Below are 21,061 nucleotides of genomic sequence, written 5' to 3' on the forward strand. Positions count from 1 at the left end.
CAAATGCGTCCAATTCCGGGACCGGGGCTGTCGAATTTTGAAAGGTTTTGCAAGGCCTTTGGGTTATGGCCGGTCGATGGGCGTAAAACGAGATGATCAGGTTCACAGGGAACCTAAGGCGATAGTAGCCAAGGGCAAGGCCGCCAAAGGGCTCACGGACCGCCTCACCGGCATTCCGGGGATCGAGGCTGTGCACGACCGCGTCGCCGCCTGGCGTGAAGATCCGGTGCTGATGCCGCACATGGCGCACGTCCACGCCATGCTTCTGAGCCTGCGTCGGCTCGATGCGATCAACATGGCCTACGGCGCCGCCGCCGGTGACGGCGCGCTGGAAGAAGTCGCCGCGCGCATCGGCCATTTCGCCGAAGAGGAACTTGACGGACCCTGGCTGCTCGCCCGCGCCGGGGGGGGCAGCTTCCTCCTCGTCGCCAACGAAGCCTGCAGCCGCGAGCGCTGGCAGCTCGTCGCCGACCAGCTTGCCGACATGATCGCGCGGCCGATCCCGATCTCGACCGGCATCCTGCGCCTGTCTCCGCGCGTCGCGCTGATCCGCGCGCTGACGGGAGAGAGCGTCGAATCGATGCTCGACCGGCTTGGCCACGCGCTGGGCGATGCGCACGAACAGCACGGGACCCGCCTTGCCTGGGCGGACGGCGAAGTCACGCCGCCGGGGCGCTCTGCCCAACAGTTGGAGGCAGACCTTCTCATTGCGATCGACAATGACGAGATCGAGGTGCTGTTCCAGCCCCAGTTCGATCTGACCGACGATAGTCTCACCGGCGCCGAAGCCCTTGCACGCTGGAGGCACCCGGAACTTGGCCGCATCGGTGCCGGGGCGCTTTTCGCCATCGCGGAAAGGGCGGACTATGTCGGCCCCCTGTCACGCCACATCGCGCACAAGGCCATGTGGGCCGCCAAGGAATGGCCGGAAAACCTGCGGCTTTCGATCAACGTGACGGCGGCGGACTTGGCGTTCGGCAGCTACACCCGCCAGATGCTAGACCTCGTGCGCGAGAGCGGCTTTCCGCCGCGCCGGCTGACGCTGGAAGTGACCGAGCAGACGTTGATCGGTGACATCACGCTGGCGGCGCAGACGATGGCGGAGTTTTCCGCGCAGGGCATCCGCATCGCACTCGATGACTTCGGAGCGGGGTTCTGCAACTTCCGCTACCTCAAGGTTCTGCCGATCCACTACCTCAAGCTCGACCGCTCGATGATCGACGGGATCACCACGGACCGCCGGGACGTGGCAGTGCTGCGCGCGATCGTGGCGATGGCGCGGGCGCTCGATCTTCAGGTGATCGCCGAGGGGATCGAGGACGAAGGCCAGCGCGTTGTCGCGGCTCGGGAAGGGTGCGCGTACTTCCAGGGCTTCCTGCGAGCGCAGCCGATGAGTGCGGCTATGTTCCAAAAACTGGCGCGGGCGGAAGAAATGAAAGAAGCAAGCAGGGGAGCATAGCCTCCCTGCACGCGCGCTTCTACTCTTACGCTTTACGCGCAACCGCGCTCAGACCCTTGGTCAGTTGCAGCAACCCGTTCAAACGGCTCTTGGGATCGCCCCAAGCGCGCTGCAGCACCAGCTTGTTGTCCGGGCGCAGCTTGATGGCGCCTTGCAGTCTGTCTGCATAGGCGATGAGGCCCTCGGGGTTCGGGAAGCTGTCGTTGTGGAAGCTGACCAGCGTTCCGCGCGGGCCGACGTCGATCTTGGCGATGTGCGCCTCGATCGCCTGCCGCTTGATCTGGATGAGCTGAACGAGGTTCGCGGTCGGCTGCGGCAGGGGACCGAAGCGGTCGATCATTTCGGCGGAAAGCGATTCTATTTCGGCGCGCGAGTCCGCGTCGTTGAGGCGGCGGTAGAGCGCCATGCGCACTGCCAGGTCGGGGACGTATTCCTCCGGGATCATGATCGGCGCTTCGACCGTGATCTGCGGGGACAGACCGCTGGTGTCCTTCTCCAGTCCAACGCCGCCGGCGCGAGCGGCCAGGATCGCGTCTTCCAGCATCGATTGGTACAGTTCAAACCCGACTTCACGAATATGGCCCGACTGTTCATCGCCCAACAGGTTACCGGCGCCGCGAATGTCGAGATCGTGGCTGGCGAGTTGGAAGCCTGCGCCCAACGAATCGAGATCGCCGAGCACTTTGAGGCGCTTTTCGGCGACTTCGGACAGCGCCTGTCCGCCGGGCGTCGTCAGGTAGGCATAGGCGCGCAGCTTCGAACGCCCGACACGGCCGCGCAGCTGATAAAGCTGGGCAAGGCCGAAGCGGTCGGCGCGGTGAATGATGATCGTGTTGGCGCGCGGGATGTCGAGGCCGGATTCCACGATCGTCGTGGAAAGCAGCACTTCGTACTTGCCCTCGTAGAAGGCGCTCATGCGCTCCTCCACTTCGCTGGGGCTCATCTGGCCGTGGGCGACGATGCTTTTCACTTCAGGGACATGCTGGCGCAGCCAGTCCTCCACTTCGGCCATGTCGGCGATGCGGGGAACGACGATGAAGCTCTGGCCGCCGCGGTGGTGTTCGCGCAGCAGAGCCTCGCGCATCACCATGTCGTCCCATTCCATCACGTAGGTGCGCACTGCAAGGCGGTCCACCGGCGGGGTCTGGATGGTCGAGAGTTCGCGCAGGCCCGACATCGCCATCTGTAGGGTACGCGGGATTGGCGTTGCGGTGAGCGTCAGGACGTGGACGTCGGCGCGCAGCTGCTTGAGCTTTTCCTTGTGATTGACGCCGAAGCGCTGCTCCTCGTCGACGATGACGAGGCCCAGGCGCTTGAAGTTCACCGTCTTGGACAAGATCGCGTGGGTGCCGCAGACGACGTCCATCGTACCATCAGAAAGCCCGTCACGCGTGGCTTTGGCCTCCTTTTCGGGGACGAGGCGCGAGAGGCGGCCGACGTTGAGCGGGAAGCCGGCGAAGCGATCCGCGAACCCGGAATAGTGCTGCCTCGCAAGCAGGGTGGTCGGGGCAACGACGGCTACCTGCTGGCCGGCCATGGCAGCCACAAAGGCAGCGCGCAGTGCCACTTCGGTCTTGCCGAAACCGACATCGCCGCAGACCAGCCGGTCCATCGGACGGCCGCTGGCGAGGTCTTCCAGCGTATCGCCAATGGCCGCTTCCTGATCTTCGGTTTCCTGCCAGGGGAAGCGGTCGATGAACTGGTTGAAGCTGGATTCCTCGGCCACCAGCGCAGGCGCCTCGCGCAAGGCGCGTTCAGCAGCGGTGCGCATCAATTCCCCGGCGATCTCGCGGATGCGTTCCTTGAGCTTGGCGCGGCGTTTCTGCCACGCCTCGCCGCCCAGTTTGTCGAGCACGGCGCCTTCGCTCTCGCTGCCATAGCGCGAGAGAACGTCGAGGTTCTCGACCGGGATGTATAGTTTGTCACCGCCCGAGTAGGTCAGCATCACGCAGTCGTGCGGGGACTTGCCGACCGGAATCGACTGCAGGCCTTCATAGCGGCCGATCCCGTGGTCCATGTGGACGATCAGGTCGCCGGGCGTCAGCGCCGACAGTTCGGCAAGGAAGGCGTCGGAATCCTTTTTGCGCTTCTTGCGGCGGACAAGGCGGTCCCCGAGGATGTCCTGCTCGGTGATGACCTCGACCGACTGGTTCGAGAACCCGGTTTCCAGCGGCAGCACCAGCGCTGCGGAGCGGCCCTGAACAGCAAGGCCCAGCGCTTCCTGCCAGGTATCGGCAAGGCGCGGCTCAGGGCCCTTTGCCTCACCCAGAATTGAGGCGAGGCGGGCACGGCTACCGGTGGAGTAGGCGGCGAGGATCGCCTTGCGACCTGACTTGGCGACAGCGTGCAAGTGCTTGGCAGCGGCTTCGTAGGCGTTGTCGCCGCGCGCGCGTTCGGGCGTGAAATCGCGGGCGTTGCCAAAGCCGAAGTCGATGACCTTGGCCGATTCGGGCTGGGCGAAGGGATCAGCGCGGTGGACGGGCAGGGCGCTGACGGCGAAGTCGAATTCTTCGCGGTTAAGGTAGAGCGAATCGATCCTCAGCGGACGGTAGGAACCGGCCTTTTGCCCTGAGGTTTCGGTACGCGCCCGGTGATAGTCGGCGATATCGGTAAAACGCTCGTCGACTGCGCCCAGGGCCGGGCTGTCGATGATGACAAGGTCGTCGTCGCCAAGGTGGTCGAACAGGGTGACCAGTCGGTCCTCAAACAGCGGCAGCCAATGTTCCATGCCCGCAAGGCGGCGCCCTTCGCTGACCGCCTGATAGAGCGGATCGGCGGTGGCATTGGCGCCGAACATCTCGCGGTAGCGGGTGCGGAAACGCTTGACGGTGTCGTCGTCCAGCAGCGCCTCGCTGGCGGGCAGCAGCAGGTGATCGGACACTGTGCCGGTAGAGCGCTGGGTGCCGGTGTCGAACAGGCGCAGCGTTTCCAACTCGTCGCCGAAGAAGTCGAGGCGAAGGCCGGCTGCGTCTTCCCCGGACTTGAGGCCCGATGGCACGATGTCGAAGATCGAGCCGCGCACGGCGAATTCGCCCGCATCGATCGCGGTGTCGGTCCGCTGGTAGCCCTGACGGCGCAGCAGCGCGATCAGGCTTTCGTGGCCCACTTCCATGCCGGGCTTGAGCAGGCGCACCGATTCGCGGATGCGGAACGGGGTGAGCACGCGCTGGAGCAGGGCGTTCGTCGTGGTGACGAGAAGCTGCGGGCCGCTGCGTTTCAGCTGCAGCCGGTGCAGTGCGGCAAGGCGGCGGGCGCTGACCGATAGCGCGGGGCTGGCGCGGTCGTAAGGAAGGCAGTCCCAAGCTGGAAACTCGATCACGTCGAGTTCGGGCGCGAAGAACTGCGCCGCCTCCGCGACGGCGCGCATCGCAGCCTCGTTGTCGGCGACGAAAACGGCGCGGCCGCTTTTCTTTGCGCTGTCGGCAGCGCGGGCGAGGTCGGCCATGACCAGCGGCTGGGAGCCACGCGTCACCGAAGCCAGCGTCAGCGGCGTCGTGGCGGAGAGGATGCGGGAAAAATCAGTCATGCGGGATGCGTGGCGGGATATGCGGCGCGGACGGGAAATACAATCATATTGAGCGTGGCGGGCGGCGGCGACCATCCTGGTCGTTGCTTATTTGCGCGATCGTCATCCCAGCAATATTGCGAGTTGCGCGGTAAGGCGTGCCACTCGAAACGTGGGATCGTTCAAATCTGGCCCCATCTCGTCATTCCCGCGAAGGCGCGACGCTGTCGGACCTTATCGCCACACGCACCGGCATAAAGTGGGTTCCCGCCTTCGGGGGAATGACGAAGGGCTTATTCTCGGAAACAGGAAGCGACATGACCGCAATCGACAGACTGGACGGCAAGCGCGTCCTCATAACCGGCGCATCGAGCGGACTGGGTCGCCACTTCGCGGGCGTTCTCGCAGATGCGGGAGCCGAAGTCATACTGGCAGCCCGCCGGATGGAAGCGCTGGAAGAGCTGGCGGGTGAGATTGGCGCGGCGGCGTCTTGCGCGACCATGGACGTCACCGATCCCGCGAGCATTCAGGCGGCGTTAGCGCAGATCGGCGCGGTCGATGTGCTGGTTAACAACGCGGGCGTGTCCGCTGCCCACTCGCTGCTGGATGTGAGCGTGGAAGAGTACGATCACATCATGTCCGCGAACATGCGCGGCGCTTTCCTTGTGGCCACCGAAGCAGCGCGGTTGATGCAGGCGGCAGGCAAGGGCGGCGCTATCGTCAATGTCGCCTCCATTCTCGGGCTGCGGCAGGGCGGGCAGCTTACGGTCTATGCGATGAGCAAGGCGGGCGTCGTGCAGATGACCAAGCAGATGGGACTGGAACTGGCCCGTTATGGCATCCGCGTGAATGCCTTGGCGCCGGGCTATTTCGCCACCGACATGAACCGCGATTTCCTGGAGAGCAGTCTGGGCGAGGCGATGGCGCGACGAATTCCGCAGCGGCGATTCGGCAACTTCGATGATCTTGACGGGCCGCTGCTGCTGCTGTGCTCGCAAGCGTCGCGATATATGACCGGCGTGGTCATCCCGGTCGACGGCGGGCACGTGCTCAGCGCGTTGTGACGGGAAGGGCTGGCCGCTTCCCGTCCGCGCCAAGCAGCGTCGCCTAGCTTCAGGCCGCGCGTTTCATTTCTTCAACCGGAGCATCGGCGCGAGCGAAGGCCGGCTTCTTCTCGGCGAATACCGGCATGTGGCGCTCGGCGACGACAACATCGCTACGGAAGGCAAAGCGGACAGCGACGGGGGAGAGAAAAGAGAACATAGGAACCTCAAGGACAAGTTTTGCTGCGTCGCAGCATCGCCGATGCCTATGACGCTCCAAGGTTCGCATCGCAAATGCACGGTAGTATACCGCAGTTGCACAAAACGGGCGGATCGTGTCCGTCCGACATTGTTCCTCCCCGAATGTGGCCGGGGAGGAATGTACGTCAGTCTCGCGGGATCACCACGTAGTCGAGCTTCATCATGCGCTCGACCAGCGGGCCGCGATATTCCTCGGGAATGCTCAGTGTGCCGAGCGCCCAGCCCATGATATCGACGTCTTCCTCGTCGATCATCTTTTCAAACAGGACAATCTCCTCTTCTGACCATTCAGAGTGGAAGCGGTCGAAGAAGCAGCCGATCATGTAGTCGGCCTCGCGGGTGCCGCGATGCCAGGCGCGGAACTTCAAACGGGCGAGGCGGGGCGATAGTGCGGTCATGTCCGCGCCGTTACAGCGCGGCGCGGACATGAGCAAGATTTGCGGGTTACTGTGGTTAGCCGTGTAGCACCCGGATTATCTCGGCACTTGGACGCCCGGTCAGGGTCTTGGGCACTTCGCCGACCAGCACGTCCTTGAGCTGCTTGTGATAATGTCGGCGCATCTCGCCCAGTGAGCGGGGGTCAGCCACGACCACCAGTTGTTCGATCTCGCGCGCCAGCACCTGCTCGTTGAGCCAGCCTGTCACCGCCGCGACATGGGCGGCTTCGTCGAGACCGTCGCGGCTGCCGTCACCGGTGCGTGCCTGATGGCGGGTCTGCCCGTCGGTCTTGCGATTTCCGGCGCTGAAATTCGTGGCTTCGAGGGCGGGCACTTCCATCGAGATCAGCTTCGGCTCGGCTTCGGCGCCTGAGTTGCGATAAAGTTCGAAGTTCTCTCCATCGACGATCGCGAACACGGTTCCGTGGGGCAAGAGCATGGGCTTCTCCTTTGGTTTTTAGTGCATGCTTGAAAATTGCCAACGGACCGATGTGGAGGGGTGTTCCATGCTGTCTGGTGAAACGGTGCACAGTCGCGCTAAGAGGCGCCCATGCGGCCCGAAGCGCTCAATTCCCTGTTCGTCGAAACCGATGCCCTCGATGGCGTCGGGCCTAAACTTATGCGCCCGCTTGAGAAACTGGGCCTCACCCGCATTCGCGACCTTGCCTATCACCTGCCCGATCGCTTCGTGGAGCGGCGGGCCATCGCCAATCTGGATGAGGCGGCGGTGGGCGAGAACGTCATTATCGCACTGACCCCGCGCGAACATCGTTCGCCCAGCGGACGCGGCCCTTTCCGCGTGATGGCGGAGGATGCGGTCGGCAATATATGCACGATCACCTACTTCGGCCGGGCTTCCTATACCGCGAAGAAACAGCTTCCGGTTGGCGAACTGCGCTGGGTGGCGGGGCGAATCGACCAGTACGGCCAGATGCTCCAGATTGTGCATCCCGAGCACATCTCGGAGGATGCGTCCGCCCCGATCGGTAAACTTTGTGAGCCGATCTATCCGCTTTCCGAAGGGATGACGCAGGGCCGTATCGGCGCGCTGGTGGCGCAGGCCCTTAAAGGTCTGCCCGAACTTCCCGAGTGGATCGAACACGGCCTGATCGCCCAGAAGGACTGGCCCGCCTGGCGTGAGGCGCTGGGCGAGGCGCACCGGGGCGTCAATGCGGCCGCACGCGATCGGCTGGCCTATGATGAACTGTTCGCCAATGCGCTGGCGCTCATGCTGGTGCGCGAAAGCAACCGTTCGCAGCGCGGTACGCCTCTGGTGGGCGATGGAGCCTTGCGCGCAAAACTGCGGCTGCCGTTTGCGCTGACCGGCGCGCAAACCCGCTCCATCGCCGAGATCGAGGGCGACCTTGCGCAGCCGTCGCCGATGCTGCGGCTGCTGCAGGGCGATGTGGGGTCGGGCAAGACGGTGGTGGCGCTGTCCTCACTGCTGATCGCGGTGGAGGCAGGCGCGCAGGGCGCGCTGCTGGCGCCGACCGAAATCCTTGCCCGCCAGCATTATGAGACGCTTTCGAGGATGCTTCAGGGCACCGGGGTCGAGATTGCGCTGCTGACGGGCCGGGACAAGGGCAAGGCCCGCGAGGCGATCCTGATGGGGCTGCTGGATGGCTCCATCCAGATCGTCGTGGGCACCCATGCGATCTTTCAGGACAGCGTGGCTTACCGCAATCTCGCGCTGGTGGTGATCGACGAACAGCACCGCTTCGGTGTCGGCCAGCGGCTGATGCTGGCGCGCAAGGGGCGGCGCGCGCCGCACACGCTGGCGATGACTGCAACGCCGATCCCGCGCACCCTGACGTTGGCGCAGTACGGCGAGATGGAGGTTTCCAAGCTCGACGAATTGCCGCCGGGCCGTCAGGCGATCGATACGCGGGTGATCTCGGTCGAGCGGATGGACGATGTCATCGGCGGCATTGCCCGCCACATCGAGACCGGGCAGCAGGCCTACTGGGTCTGCCCGATGGTGAACGAGAACGAAAACGAAGACCTCGCAGCCGCAGAGGCGCGCTATGCCGCGCTCAAGGAGCGATTCGGCGATACCGTCGCGCTGGTCCACGGCCAGCTTCGCCCGGAAGCCAAGGACGCGGCGATGGAGCGCTTCGCACGCGGCGAGGCCAGCCTGCTGGTGGCGACCACGGTGATCGAGGTCGGCGTCGACGTGCCTAATTCCACGTTGATGGTAATCGAACAGGCGGAGCGCTTCGGCCTTGCCCAGCTTCACCAGCTGCGCGGGCGCGTGGGGCGCGGGTCGGAGAAGTCCACCTGCCTGCTGCTGCGCGGCACCCAGATGTCCGAGACCGCCCGTCAGCGGCTGGCCCTGATGCGCGAGACGCAGGACGGCTTCCGCCTTGCCGAAGAAGACCTGCAGCTGCGCGGCGGCGGCGAACTGCTGGGCACGCGCCAGTCGGGCGACACACCGTTTCGCATCGCCAGTCTTGAGCAGATCCAGAAGCTGCTGCCGATCGCCCATGACGACGCGCGTCTGCTCATCGAACGCGACGGCGGCCTTGCCGGTCCTCGCGGTGAGGCGGCGCGGTTGCTGCTCTATCTGTTCGAGCGCGACTGGGGCGTGCAACTGCTGCGCTCGGGCTGATCGTCGTCCTGGCGGAGGCCGGGATGACGTCAATGCAAATGCCCGAATATTTTCCCAAACGCCCCCTTGCCACCTCCGAAGTCGCCCTATATAGGCGCGCTCCTGCCCGGGGCGGTCTTCGGATTGCCCCTCCGGTCGGGGAATAGCTCAGCCTGGTAGAGCACTGTCTTCGGGAGGCAGGGGCCGGAGGTTCGAATCCTCTTTCCCCGACCAACAAATAGGCCATTCCTGTGGTCTGACGCGCACAACCTGTTCCCGTTTCCGTTCCTGCAACGGTTTCGGGAACAGGGCGAGCAGCAACAGGATCATCACTCCCGCGCGGCTCTAACCACAAGCACGGTGGAGCGCGCCCATGACTGATCCCGATTCTATCGACAGCCACGAATCCGTCCAGAGCGCCGTTGAGGCGGTGGACCAGCACGGCATCGCCGCCTGCCCATTCTGCGGAAATCATCTCACCTATTCGAGCGGTAAATTCAACAAGGTCGGTCGCTGCGACACGCAAGGCTGCTGGCTCTGCGAGCGCAAGCTGACCGTCCCGGTCGATGCGCCGGATCAGATCGCGCAGTTCAACACTCGCGCCTCCCTACTCGCCGCGAGCGAGGGGGAGGAAATACCCTATACCTGCGATGCCTGCACGACCGGCCTCTACAACAGATGCGAATGCCACCCCGCCCCCTCGGATCAGGAGAAGCTGGTGGAGGCCGCGCAGAAGATGGCCGACGCTCTGGTCAAGATCAGCGCAGCGCTCGCTGGCCGGGTGCACAGCCGAGACGCTATCGCCGCGCTAGTCGCCGGGGATGCTGCCTATGACGCCTTCACCCGCGCCACCACCCGCCTCCGCACTGCCGGGGAGGGCGCTAATCATGGGAATGTTTGATTACGTCCGCAGCCAAATCGCGCTGCCCGATGGTTTTACTGGCGAACTGCAAAGCAAGGACTTCGACTGCTATCTGTCGGTCTTGGAAATCCGCGAGGGTGGTACACTCTGGATCGAGCGATTTGAGACAGAGGAGGTGCCTCTTGCTGAACGCCCATACCCCGAAGCTGATGACTGGCGCTCCTTCATCGGTTCCGAGCGCCGCATCAACGAGCGTTGGGAGCAGATCGAGTTCCACGGCGACATGAACTTCTACGGCACCGATGCGGACATGGGCTGGCATGAATACACGGCCCGGTTCTCGAACGGCAATCTGGATTGGATCAAGCAGATTAGTCCTGCCGGGGAGGGCGCTGGGTCATGAGGATCGCGGCACACCACATCCCAGGCACGTCGGAGAACCGACTGTCCTCGATGCTGCATAGCAATCCAGATTACACACCGACTTGCGCTTGGCCTGAGGACTGCACCGTGCAGTGGGGCCACGGCATCATCCCTGCCGTACCGTTCTTCGAAGCGTTCCCGACCGGCACATTCATCCGAGGAGAGGGTGCGACTATCGCGGAGGCGGAGCAGAAGGCTTTCGAGAAGTATCAGCGCGACCGGGCTTGCGACCACCTGTGGGGCCGCCACCGTCCGAACCACAGCACGTACACCAACGGTGCGGCCTTCTGTCGTAAGTGCGGCGGCTTCCGTGGCAGCATGTTCCGCGAAGTAGTCATCCTTGGTCACTGGCGCACGCCGCTGTCGCGTTGGGAATCGGACTGGCTGGCCGAACTCGAAGGGCCGCGAGATCCCGACTTTGAAGTGCACATGGAGCGCAAGTATCCGGGGCACGCCGAATCCTGCCGCAAGTCACGCCGCCTCCTGCGGATCCGCAAGAACCTGTTCGGCGTCGAAGAAGCGAGGATTTTCCCATGACCCCACCCAACACCCCCCGCAAGGATGAGGTGCGTGAGATCGCGGCAAAGCTGACTAAGGCGCAGCGGGAGGCTGTTTCCTCATGCTTCCAAGATGCGGCACGACACGCGCCTTACCACATGTTGCCGAATACGGTCGCCAACAGGAAGGCCTTTCGCGATCTCCTGTCAGCCGGTTTTGTCACGACCGAGGATGGCGGCTTCGACCTCATCATCAAGCGCGGACACTACTTGGCGATGGTTTGCCTCACTCCGCTTGCCCTGTCTGTCAAAGCCTACCTCAAGGAACACCCCCGCAATGCCGACTGACAAGATGGAGCTTATGGCGCTTGCTGGCGATCACAGGGCTGCGTATTGCGACCCTGACGACATCATCCAGCCCGCGCTCGACCTGCCTCCATGGCCGAAACCGTGCGGTGCCTGCGCCTTCCTTCCCCACGATCCGCAATTGCTCGGCGCCGAAACTGTAGCCGATCTGACGGCAGATGTGATTGCTGGCGAGGTCGAGTTCTATTGCGCCCACCGGACCACCAAGCATGGGCTGCACCGGGTTTGCTGCAACGCTGCCGCCCTAGCCGCCCAAGAGAAGGGGGAGGGCTGATGGCTGCGATAATCTCCGACTGCGGGAAATACCGCTACCGCCTTGAGCGCGAAGGCGTGGGCCTGGGATCGACTGCGATCATCATGGTCAACCCATCGACCGCCGATGCAACGCAGGATGACCGCACGATCGGCAAGCTGCGCGGCTTTGGCGAGCGCAACGAATGGGGCCGGATCGTCGTCGGCAACCTGTTCGCTTACCGGGCGACCGACGTGCGCGAGCTGGGCAGGGTGGCTGACCCGATCGGCCCAGAGAACGACGATCATCTGAACGCGATCCTCGCAGAATGCGATCAGGTGGTCTGCGCCTGGGGGCCGATCTCGAAGCAGCCGAAGCAACAACGCAATCGCTATCTCAATGTCATGGCCCTGATCCGCCTTGCTGGCCTCGACCCACTATGCATCGGGCAAGCCGCCAAGTGCGGGCATCCAAAGCATCCACTCATGCTCGGATATGACCAGCCGATCGAGCAATGGTGCGCGCCCTGATGTGCCAGTAGCGATCCCGCGCTGGCGGTTTGAGCAGCTAACTGCGAATTTTCGCTTTGCACCATTCTGATCATTAAGCGATGCTACGCCGGCTTATCGAGGCGGTCCCGATCGCGGCGTTAAGGATTGAATAATCCGTGGCGGTATACATATATGTTGACGTGGCCCGAGTTGGCAGGCTTATGCGATTCTGGAGAACTGAGGAAATGGCTGCCGAGTAATGTACAAACTACCAGTCCCAGTGGCCGGTCGCTCCTTATGATTCCTAGTGTCCATTCAAGATTTCAGGACAGTCCATGGCCGGGTTCCGACGGCGAACACCCTAAGCGGACACTCGTGCGGCGGGCAGCTATGCGAACGGCCCTTGAACGTTATGTTAAAGGCTCGTTTGTTTTTCTCGATCGCGACATCAAGGAATTGGGAAGCAAAAAACCCAGGTCTGACATGCAAGGGTTTTGGGAATTTAGGTCTCAAGGCCCCATGACCGAGACGCGACTTTTTGGTTTTTTTGCCAGGCAGGGAGCGTTTGTGGCCACTTCTTTTCGTGCGCGAGATGAGTTCGTTGAAGACGAATCTGAATGGCTGCACGAGCGAGAATCTTCGCAAAAGTTATGGGACGGCTTGACCGGGGGCGCCGCCTATCTTGTGGCACCTTGGCCGGTCCGTACGCGCGCCCATTTGAAGGAGTATACCGGGTGACTATCGAGCTAGATAGAACTGCAGTCATGCCGTTGAACGCGGCCCCGCCATTGTCACCCGAGGATTTGGACGACGCGTGCTTCCGAGCCCGGGATCGCGCCTGGGCTGCGGTTTATGGAGAATTTCTTGACCGTGAGGAAGCCGAAGGTTTGACATATGCTGCTTTGGGCGAGCGCATTAACAAACCCAGATCTCAAATTCATCGCTGGATGAGCGGCCCATCCAATCTAAGTATCGCATCGCTCGGGCTATTGGCTGAGGGAATGAATGCAGATTTGGAAATTTCATTGCTGCCCCGATCTATTCCTGATGCTGGGCGTAATCATGCACACCCATTAGAAGATGCAGTGGCGACAGTTATTAGCAAAAAGCCTTTAGTTTTTACTAATACATCTTCATTTAAAATGAAGATTATTAAGTACAATGGCATAGTTGCCTTGGAGGTTTAAGTGTTGAAAAACTTTAACCTACATGACGCCGTCCTGTGCGAAGATGTTCGGCAGGAAATAACAGGTAAATTTTTGATAATCGGAGCATATTCCGGCAATATCATGGTTTCAAGTTTTCCAGCTAATATTGCGGTAAACTTCTACTTGCCATTCGAGCCGTTGGTATCTGGGGAAGTTTTGTTTTCAATCAGATATTCTATTGAGAATGGAGCTACTGCAATTCTTGAGGGCGGTGTTGAGGTAAATGCAGTAGGAGAAACCAGCGCTTTGTTCGGTCCTAGGGTCGAATTACCGGTTGGTCAGGAAGGTGCACTAACAATAGATTTTAGCGAAGATGGTGGAAAAACCTGGGTTGCTGTGGTCAAGAAATCTATCATGCTGGGGGTTACTGCGTCACCTTTCGGAACGCTATTCGCTTGAGCGTATCGCAGCTATGGCGAGTTCCATAAACCTCGCTGGCATATCGAGAGGCGCCTTGCCGGGAGACCTGATGAGGCATAGCCTCACCACATGACGAACCTCGACAATTTGCGGTCCACCACCGAGGAGGACGCCGTGCTGGCATTGACTGATGTCGGCGCGGCGCTGCCCATTGCCGACAGCGCCACCCTCGCGATCGTGATAGGCCGGATGCTGGGTAGACCAGTAAGAGAAATCGATACCGTCGATGCCCTGCGAGACGCCTATGTCGGCCTGCCGATCACGAACACAGCTGCGCTGCTGGAGGCCTTCAACCGACATCTCGATATCGTCCTGGGCGAGGACACAGAGGACTAGTCAGCACACAGGACTTTCGTTTCGTGCCCGGCTATACAGAATTTCTCAGTGAAAAGAGGATGCCTTCCATGATTCGCAAGCTGATGACTGCCGCTGCCCTCGTTGGAATGCTCGCCGCGGCGCCTTCGATGGCAGCGCCGTGCAAAGACGCCAAAGGCAAGTTCGTAAAGTGCTCGGATTCGAAGGCAGGGGCGACTGCCATGAAACCCGGCGTGGTGAAGGATGCCAAGGGAAAGTGCCACATCGCATCAGGTCCGAAGAAGGGCCAGTTCACAAAGTGCTGATCTGAGTTTGTTGGGGTGCTGGCAGTTTGCCGCGCCCCGTTTTTTTCTAACCTTCGGTCGCGTTGCTCTTAATTAGGGCAAAATTAACGCCGTGCCCTCAAGTTTAGCGGATCAACAGGAGGGCGAACAATGAAGCTTGCTGCATTAATGATTTCGGCTGTTCTTTTCGGAGCGGTCCCGGCTATCGCGCATGAAACCGTCGAAACGGTGAAAGCAAAGCCAGTGGCTCCCAAGGGACAGCAGGTCCAGCAAACACAGACGGCGCAGCATAGTGGTGGAACGGACGCAAACGGCTGCCACACCAATCATTCGACTGGCGTGTACCATTGCCATAACCCGAAGTAACTCCCACGCGCGCTTGGCAGATATCAAGGCGTTTTGACTTGATCTTGCTAAGCGCGTGAATGCCGGGGTACGCGCAGGTTGCAAATGCGCGTGGATAAAGGCGCCTAGCCCTGTAGGTGCCAACGCGGTGCGTAATTTCATCTAGTTAATTTGCAGACTACCGCTTGCGCCTACCATGAATGGGCGATGATATTTGCGTGGCTTCTCAACTTCCTGGCAGCGGCACTCCGTAGAGAACCTTGCCCCAACGAACATCCAGAATGCACCACTCAGGTGCGCTGCTCGGACTGCTGGGCCGACACGTTCCTGTGAAGCGATTGACGCTTTTGGACGTGGGGCTCGGGATGGTTGCATTCTACCTTTTGGCATTCCGTATTTGGATATAGCCCGGCGCGGCAATTGCTGGCATCGGCTCGCTCATGTCTCTTGCCCTAGCTATAGCCTGCATCGCCTCCATCCATGACGGGGATACCGTGCGTCTTTGCGACGGCGAGCGGGTGCGCCTTGCCAACATCGATGCTCCTGAGCTTTCCGGCTCGCCTCGGTGCAGCGCAAAGAGCCGTGCGCGGCTTTCTGCATCCGCGAACCCCTCATGGTGCGACTTCGCCACCGGCACTGAGAGCAGGGACCAGCTACGGTCGTTCCTCGGCAGTGGGTCGCCCATGATCCAGCGCTTGGGCGTTGATCGGTATGGCCGGACCCTCGCAACGCTTTCGGTGAACGGCAGGGATGCTGGGGAGTATCTCGTCAGACGAGGGTTGGCGCGCCGCTGGCAGAAGTAGCGGTGATTGCAGGGTTTTAATTGGATCGGCGCCGCCATCATGCCCATTTGTACGCTGATAAAAGTAAGAAGGTGCAAAATGGAAGCCGGGACGTTCCTACCAATGATCTCAGAAGCCCAGATCGCTGATGCGCTGGCCAGCGCGCCATTATCAGGCTGGCCGCGAGACGAAGAAGAGTTGGCTAGCCTCTTCAACCGCATTCTCAACGGTATGCTGATCGACGAAGATTGTCATAGACCCATCGCGGTCAACGGCTAAGCGGCATCACCTTACCTGGGGGCTGCGCGGCTTGAACCAAGGCTCTGGCGTGCGGTCTACCGCAAGCGAGCCTTGCCATACCTGACAAAGAGCGAATGCATCCTCGGCTGTCCCGTCCGTCCAGCGCGACCAGTCCTTGGGCGCCAGGATAGTCGGCATGCGGTCGTGGACATCGGACATCTGCTCGCAGCCGTCGACCATGACCATCGAATAGGCTTCGCCCCATTCCGCAGTCGGTCGCCAGACACCCGCGACCGCGAACACATCCTGATCCGGCAGTGAATACCATGTGCGCGTCATGGTGCCCTGGTCGCCCTCCGCCTCGGCCCAGGCCGTCACCGGGATCAGGCAGCGCCGGTTGACGAAGCTGTCGCGCCAGAACGCTGTGTGTAGCTTGTCCTCGCGGGCATTGTTGATGGGCTTAGGTTTGAGGGGCGCGCCGGTCTTCTTGCTCTTCAGAATCAGAGGGAAGCCCCAGGACATAGCCCGGACGCTATCCCCGGCTGCGACGAGACCGGGATAGCCGGGATAGACCTCAGCGGCGAAGTTTGCGCCGGGGGTGGCGGTGCGGCGAAACAGGTTCGCGATCTCGGCCCCGGCCCGGTTCATGCGGTAGAGGTTGCACATGCCGCATCATGTGCGACCACCAAGCGCGCTGTCAAACGGACTCGCCACGCCGATCTGTTCCGTTTATGTTCTCGGGTGTGATGGTGATTCGGAGCCCCTGATGAAATGGTCGGAAGGAGGCTTCATGCTGCCGACCGACATCTTCGAGGCGGCGACCCTGCAATACTCGGTGATGGCGATTTGCGATTGCCAGCATAGCGCGCGGTTCGAGACGAAAACGCTGTGGTGGCATTTCAAGCGCCGCCGCTGGGATGATCGCCTTGGTCCGGCAAAGCAGCGGTTCTGGTGCCGGGTGTGCCGGTCGAAGCTGCGCAAGAAGGTGCGGCCAGTGAGGCTTGAGTTCGTAGCTTGGGCGAAGGGCGATTTCGAACTCGCTTGGCCCGACGAACGGACATGGAAGGAAGCGGTGAGACGGGTGCGATGATGGAGAGAACGATGGACAAGAACGTAGTCGATGATCTTCGCCGCGAGGTCGGCCGCATAGCAGGGGGTGGCGGTGCCTGGCAGGATATTACAAAGCCGATGGATCACCGCGCCTTCACGCCTGCCCCGAAGGATGTGAGGCTGCGCGAAACTGGGAGGACGAAAGACTTGGAAGAGCGCGGACCATTCGGCCGCTGGCTCCTGATGCAGGTCGACCGGGAAGGCTTCATTGGTCGCTTGGCAACCGCAGCCCGCGCAGACCGGTCGTTCCCCCAGAATGGCGACCCTGAGGCGGTGCGCAAGCGCCTAAGCGAGCAGGGCGCCGATCCCGACATGCATGAGGCGCTCGATGATGCGGAACTTGACTGGTCGAGTTTTTAGCTGTGGCGGATCGGTTCCGCATAGCTACCTTCAGCGGCTGCACGCGCCTTGGTGATTGACCTTGGATTATGCGAGGGCCGACGCCGTTGCGCTGGAACTTGCGTCTAGGTGGCGCGTGATGGCATTCGAGTCATGTCGGCGTATTCTGTCATACATTTGGAAACCGCTTCATAACCAGCCTTCGTCAGTTCAAGATTTGCGCGTCTTGCGTCCTTTGGATCTTCGTTGCGCAGCAATAGGCCACGGCCTTCGAGTACTGCGATCCATCGCAAGGCCGTCGTTGAGGGAACGTAACCGTCCGATTGGTACCGCCTGCCGGATGGCGCGATAATCTCTTAGGAGACGGTCATAGCGACGTCGCTAACGACGTCTCTTGATCGGGGATTGCGATGAGGGCGGAGATACTGGGTCAGGAACGACGGCGCCGGTGGACGGACCAGCAGAGGCTTGAGATCATCGGATCTGTCGGCGTGAATGGCGCGACGCTGGCAGAGGTAGCCCGGCGCCACGATGTAACCCGACAGCAGATTTACACGTGGCGCCATGATTTGAAGAAGCGCGGGTTCTTGCTGGCCTCACCGGAGCCAGCCTTTCTGCCTGTGGAGATTCCTGCCGTTCGGAGCCCTGGCGTTGCCCACAGCGCTAGCCCAGGCGGGACGTGCATGGTTGAGCTGCGTCTGACGCAAGGGCGGACTTTGCGCTTTGGAAGCGACATCGAGGCCATCGCTCTGACCCGGCTTATCCGCTGCGTGGAGGCGGCGTGATCGGGCCGGGAACTGGCGTGCGGGTTTATCTGGCCTGCGGCGTCACTGATATGCGCAAAGGCATCTCTGGCCTTGGTCAGCTGGCCCAGACGGTGCTGCGACAGAAACCGACAAGCGGCGCGGTGTTCGCTTTTCGAGGACGTCGCGGGGACAGGGTGAAGCTGCTGTACTGGGATGGGCAGGGATTTTGCCTGTACTACAAGGTTTTGCAGCGTGGCCGTTTTCCTTGGCCCTCTGCTGCGGACGGGACTGCGCGGCTGACCTCAGCCCAGCTCGCAATGCTGTGGGAAGGCATCGACTGGAGACGCCCAAATTGGGGCGCGCCGCCTGCCCATGTGGGCTGATTTTTGTTCCTGAATCTACTTGTTTTCATGGATATTCCTGCCCCTGGCTGGTAAGCAGGATCATGCTGAGCGCGGCGCAAAATCTTCCCGAAGACCCGGCTTTGCTGAAGGCGATAATCGCCGACTTGCAGGCGGAAAACGCGAAGCTGGCGGCAACGGTCCGTGCACATGATCTGGTGGTTCAGGCACTGCGTCTGCGCATTGCAAAACTGAAGAAACAAGCCTTCGGCAAATCCTCGGAAAAGATCGAACGCGAGATCGAGCAGCTGGAACTGGCGCTAGAGGACATTCTGGTCGCTGCGGCACAAACCGTCGCTTTGCCGAGTGATGTCGAAGAGGATGAAGCCACTGCGCATGTAGACAGCGCACGGGCCATGGCCCGGCGTCCGCGCGTTGCGTCCGACACGCCGCGCGAGCGAAAAGAACTCGACCCGGGCAGCGCTTGTCCCGATTGCGGGGGCGAGTTACGCCTCGTCGGCGAGGACGTGAGCGAAATCCTCGAGATGATCACAGCCAGGCTGAAGGTGATCGAGGTAGCGCGGCCGAAAAAGTCCTGCCGCAGCTGTGAGAAAATGGTGCAGGTGCCGGCTCCGAGCCGCCCGATCCCCGGCAGCATGGCCGGAAGCAGCCTGCTGGCCTACGTGCTCGTCTCAAAATTCGACGATCACTTGCCGCTGTACCGGCAGAACGAAATCCTTGCCCGCATGGGCGCTGACATTCCCCGCAGCACGCTGGCTGACTGGTGCGGCAAGGCGATGCGAAGCCTCCAGCCCCTGATCGAGCGTATTGAGGCTTCGGTTCTGGCCAGCACCGTCATCCACGCCGATGATACACCGATCCAGGTGCTGGACCACACAAGGCGAGCCAAGGGGCTCGGCAAGGGCGTAAAGCAAGGCAGGATCTGGGGTTATGTCTGCGATCAGCGCCCGTGGAACGGGCCGGCACCGCCGGGTGTGGTCTATCGCTTTGCCCCCAACTGGAAGGCGGAGCACGTGCAAAACCACCTTTGCAATGCGAGCGGCATTCTCCAGGCCGACGCCTACAAGGGATATGCGAAGCTCTATGAGCCCGGCGCGGACGGCGAACCGCGCTTCCGGGAAGCTGCCTGCTTCGCCCATTGGCGGCGTGACTTCCACGACATCTGGAAAGCGAACAAATCCCCGATAGCGCGAGAAGCCCTCGATCGCATCGGCCAGTTGTATGACATTGAACGCGAAATCGCCGGGAAGCCTGCCGATGTTCGGCGTGCCGTCCGCCAGGAGCATAGCAAACCCAAACTCGAGGCGTTGCGCGCCTGGGCCGAGCAGCAACTCACCCGCATCCCCGTCAAGGGCGACTTGGCCAGCGCTATTCGTTACGGCTTGGGTCGCTGGCAAGCCTTCTCATTGTTCACCGAGGATGGGCGCGTCGCCATCGATAACAATGCCGCTGAGCGAGCCGTGAGACCTATTGGTCTAGGAAGACGCAACTGGCTCTTCGCCGGCTCCGAAGCAGGCGCTGAAACCCTGGCGCGGGCCATGACGCTTATTGAAAGTGCCAAGATGAGCGGACTCGATCCGCAGGCTTATCTCGCCGACGTGCTCGGCCGTATCCATGATCATAAGATCAACCGGATCGAGGAATTGCTGCCTTGGAACTGGGTGCCCTTGGTGCCGTTGGCAGAGGTAGCCTGATGGCCACGATCACCCATGTGCACACACTGGCCTATGCTGCCGAAATGCTCGGCGAGGACGTGGAGCTATTGCAAGCTATCGTCTGGAACGACGACAATCTGACATACGGCAGCATCATCACCGTTTACACTGGCCCGGATGAGACCATTACGGCGCTCACCGACGACGGCGTCGACGAATTGTCAGATATGCTTCGAGAAGCACGCCGCACCACCCAGACCTGGCACGGCTTCCTCGACGACGACTTCGTTGACGATCCAGAACTCGCCACTCGCTTCAAGGCCCAACCACTGCGGTAACAATCGGACGGTTACGAGGGAACGCAGGCACCGATACATGCGCTTGTGACGCTGGTCTTCTTCCCGTCAATTTGGCGAACATAAAGGTCCAGCAACATGTCCCATGCCGGCTCGCCCATCAGATCTATACTCACGTGGCGATCGCGTTTTCGCCGACATTCATATATTCCAGCAGCAATGTCCCTCAATTCGGAAGTTGTGGGAGTAAATTTGACGTTTTTGTTAGTCGTTCTAGCTGGTTCTGCGTCTTGGCGTTGGGAAAGGATTTCAAGCGCCTGAGTGAGCTGGGCTGCTTGAATTGAAAGTTGCTCCAGAATTTCTTGCTGCAAAGCGGGGGACGGTTTTTTGCCCGAAAACGTCTTAACACTCTGCATCGCCATCCAACTCCGAATCATCATTAATAATTTGATGATTTGAGTGTATTCACTGAGTTAGCATGTGCAGCATTAACGTTTTGAAACTATTAAAAACATAGCTTCAAAATGGTGATAATTTATGCCGGATCGTGATTGACTCTGTGATCTAAGCTGGCGAATCGTTACTGTGGCATGTCGAGCATTCCCCGGACTGCATCCAGTCCAGCCTGCACGTGGGCGGCGGCTAGCTCTAACTTGAGGGCGTCGAGCTGAGCGAGGACCTTCTCCAGATTGGCGACAACTTCGAGAATTTCTTCGATGACCATCACGTTCAACCTCATTGAAGGTACTCACTTGCCACGCATGTTAACAAATTTTCATACCGGGTTATACGTAGT

General features: G+C 61.1%; 30 protein-coding genes and 1 tRNA gene. 24 read left to right on the forward strand and 7 right to left on the reverse strand.

What is annotated here, in order from left to right; all coding sequences use genetic code 11:
- The first annotated feature begins 76 nt into the window (after positions 1 to 76).
- Positions 77 to 1,459, forward strand: a complete 1,383-nt coding sequence (locus V474_RS01975) for an EAL domain-containing protein (protein ID WP_059149872.1) — start codon at positions 77 to 79, stop codon at positions 1,457 to 1,459.
- 25 nt (positions 1,460 to 1,484) lie between these two features.
- Here V474_RS01975 and mfd read toward each other — a convergent pair whose 3' ends face one another.
- Complete coding sequence (gene mfd, locus V474_RS01980) at positions 1,485 to 4,985, reverse strand: transcription-repair coupling factor (RefSeq protein WP_059149873.1); 3,501 nt, start codon at positions 4,983 to 4,985, stop codon at positions 1,485 to 1,487.
- 296 nt (positions 4,986 to 5,281) lie between these two features.
- Here mfd and V474_RS01985 point away from each other — a divergent pair, with 296 nt between their 5' ends.
- Positions 5,282 to 6,028, forward strand: a complete 747-nt coding sequence (locus tag V474_RS01985; RefSeq protein WP_059149874.1) for an SDR family NAD(P)-dependent oxidoreductase — start codon at positions 5,282 to 5,284, stop codon at positions 6,026 to 6,028.
- Between the two features lie 49 nt (positions 6,029 to 6,077).
- Here the strand turns inward: V474_RS01985 and V474_RS26010 are convergent, their stop codons facing one another.
- The 3 genes from V474_RS26010 to V474_RS01995 form a co-directional block, all read right to left on the reverse strand.
- Positions 6,078 to 6,227 (reverse strand): hypothetical protein, encoded by a 150-nt coding sequence (locus V474_RS26010; RefSeq protein WP_169794983.1) that lies wholly within the window; start codon positions 6,225 to 6,227, stop codon positions 6,078 to 6,080.
- A gap of 166 nt (positions 6,228 to 6,393) precedes the next feature.
- Positions 6,394 to 6,666 carry an FAD assembly factor SdhE gene (locus tag V474_RS01990; RefSeq protein ID WP_059150732.1) on the reverse strand — a complete coding sequence of 91 codons (273 nt, stop codon included), beginning with the start codon at positions 6,664 to 6,666 and terminating at the stop codon, positions 6,394 to 6,396.
- Between the two features lie 55 nt (positions 6,667 to 6,721).
- Positions 6,722 to 7,144 (reverse strand): baeRF12 domain-containing protein, encoded by a 423-nt coding sequence (locus V474_RS01995; RefSeq protein WP_059149875.1) that lies wholly within the window; start codon positions 7,142 to 7,144, stop codon positions 6,722 to 6,724.
- Positions 7,145 to 7,255: 111 nt separating this feature from the next.
- Here V474_RS01995 and recG point away from each other — a divergent pair, with 111 nt between their 5' ends.
- From recG to V474_RS26020, 16 genes are all read left to right on the forward strand, one after another.
- Positions 7,256 to 9,313, forward strand: a complete 2,058-nt coding sequence (recG, locus tag V474_RS02000) for an ATP-dependent DNA helicase RecG (RefSeq protein WP_059149876.1) — start codon at positions 7,256 to 7,258, stop codon at positions 9,311 to 9,313.
- 136 nt (positions 9,314 to 9,449) lie between these two features.
- A tRNA-Pro gene (locus V474_RS02005) sits at positions 9,450 to 9,526 on the forward strand.
- 139 nt (positions 9,527 to 9,665) lie between these two features.
- Complete coding sequence (locus tag V474_RS02010) at positions 9,666 to 10,193, forward strand: hypothetical protein (RefSeq protein ID WP_059149877.1); 528 nt, start codon at positions 9,666 to 9,668, stop codon at positions 10,191 to 10,193.
- Entirely contained in the window at positions 10,180 to 10,557 is a 378-nt protein-coding gene (locus tag V474_RS02015) for a hypothetical protein (RefSeq protein ID WP_148649251.1), read from the forward strand. The genes V474_RS02010 and V474_RS02015 overlap by 14 nt, the downstream gene beginning before the upstream one ends.
- The gene (locus V474_RS02020; RefSeq protein WP_148649252.1) at positions 10,554 to 11,114 is read left to right on the forward strand and encodes a hypothetical protein; all 561 of its coding nucleotides are present in this window, start codon (positions 10,554 to 10,556) and stop codon (positions 11,112 to 11,114) included. Before V474_RS02015 ends, V474_RS02020 begins: the two co-directional genes overlap by 4 nt.
- Entirely contained in the window at positions 11,111 to 11,422 is a 312-nt protein-coding gene (locus tag V474_RS02025) for a hypothetical protein (RefSeq protein ID WP_059149880.1), read from the forward strand. Before V474_RS02020 ends, V474_RS02025 begins: the two co-directional genes overlap by 4 nt.
- The gene (locus V474_RS02030; RefSeq protein ID WP_059149881.1) at positions 11,412 to 11,714 is read left to right on the forward strand and encodes a hypothetical protein; all 303 of its coding nucleotides are present in this window, start codon (positions 11,412 to 11,414) and stop codon (positions 11,712 to 11,714) included. Before V474_RS02025 ends, V474_RS02030 begins: the two co-directional genes overlap by 11 nt.
- Positions 11,714 to 12,202 (forward strand): DUF1643 domain-containing protein, encoded by a 489-nt coding sequence (locus tag V474_RS02035; RefSeq protein WP_059149882.1) that lies wholly within the window; start codon positions 11,714 to 11,716, stop codon positions 12,200 to 12,202. The genes V474_RS02030 and V474_RS02035 overlap by 1 nt, the downstream gene beginning before the upstream one ends.
- Positions 12,203 to 12,553: 351 nt before the next feature.
- Positions 12,554 to 12,901, forward strand: a complete 348-nt coding sequence (locus V474_RS26015) for a hypothetical protein (RefSeq protein ID WP_169794984.1) — start codon at positions 12,554 to 12,556, stop codon at positions 12,899 to 12,901.
- The gene (locus V474_RS24740; protein WP_169794985.1) at positions 12,898 to 13,350 is read left to right on the forward strand and encodes a helix-turn-helix domain-containing protein; all 453 of its coding nucleotides are present in this window, start codon (positions 12,898 to 12,900) and stop codon (positions 13,348 to 13,350) included. Before V474_RS26015 ends, V474_RS24740 begins: the two co-directional genes overlap by 4 nt.
- A complete protein-coding gene (locus V474_RS25415; RefSeq protein ID WP_148649253.1) occupies positions 13,351 to 13,770 on the forward strand; it encodes a hypothetical protein in 420 nt (139 codons plus the stop codon).
- Positions 13,771 to 13,860: 90 nt separating this feature from the next.
- The gene (locus V474_RS02040; RefSeq protein ID WP_059149883.1) at positions 13,861 to 14,127 is read left to right on the forward strand and encodes a hypothetical protein; all 267 of its coding nucleotides are present in this window, start codon (positions 13,861 to 13,863) and stop codon (positions 14,125 to 14,127) included.
- Between the two features lie 68 nt (positions 14,128 to 14,195).
- Positions 14,196 to 14,411 (forward strand): hypothetical protein, encoded by a 216-nt coding sequence (locus tag V474_RS02045; protein ID WP_059150733.1) that lies wholly within the window; start codon positions 14,196 to 14,198, stop codon positions 14,409 to 14,411.
- 129 nt (positions 14,412 to 14,540) lie between these two features.
- A complete protein-coding gene (locus V474_RS24745; RefSeq protein WP_082699561.1) occupies positions 14,541 to 14,756 on the forward strand; it encodes a YHYH domain-containing protein in 216 nt (71 codons plus the stop codon).
- Positions 14,757 to 15,175: 419 nt separating this feature from the next.
- Positions 15,176 to 15,538: a thermonuclease family protein gene (locus V474_RS02050; protein ID WP_059149884.1), complete on the forward strand. Its 363-nt coding sequence runs from the start codon at positions 15,176 to 15,178 to the stop codon at positions 15,536 to 15,538.
- Between the two features lie 102 nt (positions 15,539 to 15,640).
- Positions 15,641 to 15,796 carry a hypothetical protein gene (locus tag V474_RS26020; RefSeq protein WP_169794986.1) on the forward strand — a complete coding sequence of 52 codons (156 nt, stop codon included), beginning with the start codon at positions 15,641 to 15,643 and terminating at the stop codon, positions 15,794 to 15,796.
- A gap of 6 nt (positions 15,797 to 15,802) precedes the next feature.
- Here the strand turns inward: V474_RS26020 and V474_RS02055 are convergent, their stop codons facing one another.
- Positions 15,803 to 16,423 (reverse strand): SOS response-associated peptidase, encoded by a 621-nt coding sequence (locus V474_RS02055; protein WP_059149885.1) that lies wholly within the window; start codon positions 16,421 to 16,423, stop codon positions 15,803 to 15,805.
- Between the two features lie 100 nt (positions 16,424 to 16,523).
- Here V474_RS02055 and V474_RS02060 point away from each other — a divergent pair, with 100 nt between their 5' ends.
- The 6 genes from V474_RS02060 (at position 16,524) to V474_RS02080 (ending at position 20,307) form a co-directional block, all read left to right on the forward strand.
- Positions 16,524 to 16,847, forward strand: a complete 324-nt coding sequence (locus V474_RS02060) for a hypothetical protein (protein WP_059149886.1) — start codon at positions 16,524 to 16,526, stop codon at positions 16,845 to 16,847.
- Positions 16,848 to 16,858: 11 nt separating this feature from the next.
- A complete protein-coding gene (locus V474_RS02065) occupies positions 16,859 to 17,227 on the forward strand; it encodes a hypothetical protein (protein ID WP_059149887.1) in 369 nt (122 codons plus the stop codon).
- Positions 17,228 to 17,616: 389 nt separating this feature from the next.
- Entirely contained in the window at positions 17,617 to 17,991 is a 375-nt protein-coding gene (gene tnpA, locus V474_RS26930) for an IS66-like element accessory protein TnpA (RefSeq protein ID WP_059149888.1), read from the forward strand.
- On the forward strand, positions 17,988 to 18,335 hold the full coding sequence (gene tnpB, locus V474_RS24750; protein ID WP_255535862.1) for an IS66 family insertion sequence element accessory protein TnpB: 348 nt from the start codon (positions 17,988 to 17,990) through the stop codon (positions 18,333 to 18,335). The genes tnpA and tnpB overlap by 4 nt, the downstream gene beginning before the upstream one ends.
- A gap of 62 nt (positions 18,336 to 18,397) precedes the next feature.
- Positions 18,398 to 20,008, forward strand: a complete 1,611-nt coding sequence (tnpC, locus tag V474_RS02075; RefSeq protein WP_059149889.1) for an IS66 family transposase — start codon at positions 18,398 to 18,400, stop codon at positions 20,006 to 20,008.
- On the forward strand, positions 20,008 to 20,307 hold the full coding sequence (locus V474_RS02080) for a hypothetical protein (protein WP_059149890.1): 300 nt from the start codon (positions 20,008 to 20,010) through the stop codon (positions 20,305 to 20,307). Before tnpC ends, V474_RS02080 begins: the two co-directional genes overlap by 1 nt.
- A gap of 11 nt (positions 20,308 to 20,318) precedes the next feature.
- Here V474_RS02080 and V474_RS02085 read toward each other — a convergent pair whose 3' ends face one another.
- Together V474_RS02085 and V474_RS26025 are read right to left on the reverse strand one after the other, a co-directional pair.
- Positions 20,319 to 20,687 (reverse strand): hypothetical protein, encoded by a 369-nt coding sequence (locus V474_RS02085; protein ID WP_148649254.1) that lies wholly within the window; start codon positions 20,685 to 20,687, stop codon positions 20,319 to 20,321.
- Positions 20,688 to 20,845: 158 nt separating this feature from the next.
- A complete protein-coding gene (locus V474_RS26025; RefSeq protein ID WP_169794988.1) occupies positions 20,846 to 20,992 on the reverse strand; it encodes a hypothetical protein in 147 nt (48 codons plus the stop codon).
- Positions 20,993 to 21,061 lie beyond the last annotated feature (69 nt).

Source organism: Novosphingobium barchaimii LL02 (assembly GCF_001046635.1).
Lineage (GTDB): Bacteria > Pseudomonadota > Alphaproteobacteria > Sphingomonadales > Sphingomonadaceae > Novosphingobium > Novosphingobium barchaimii.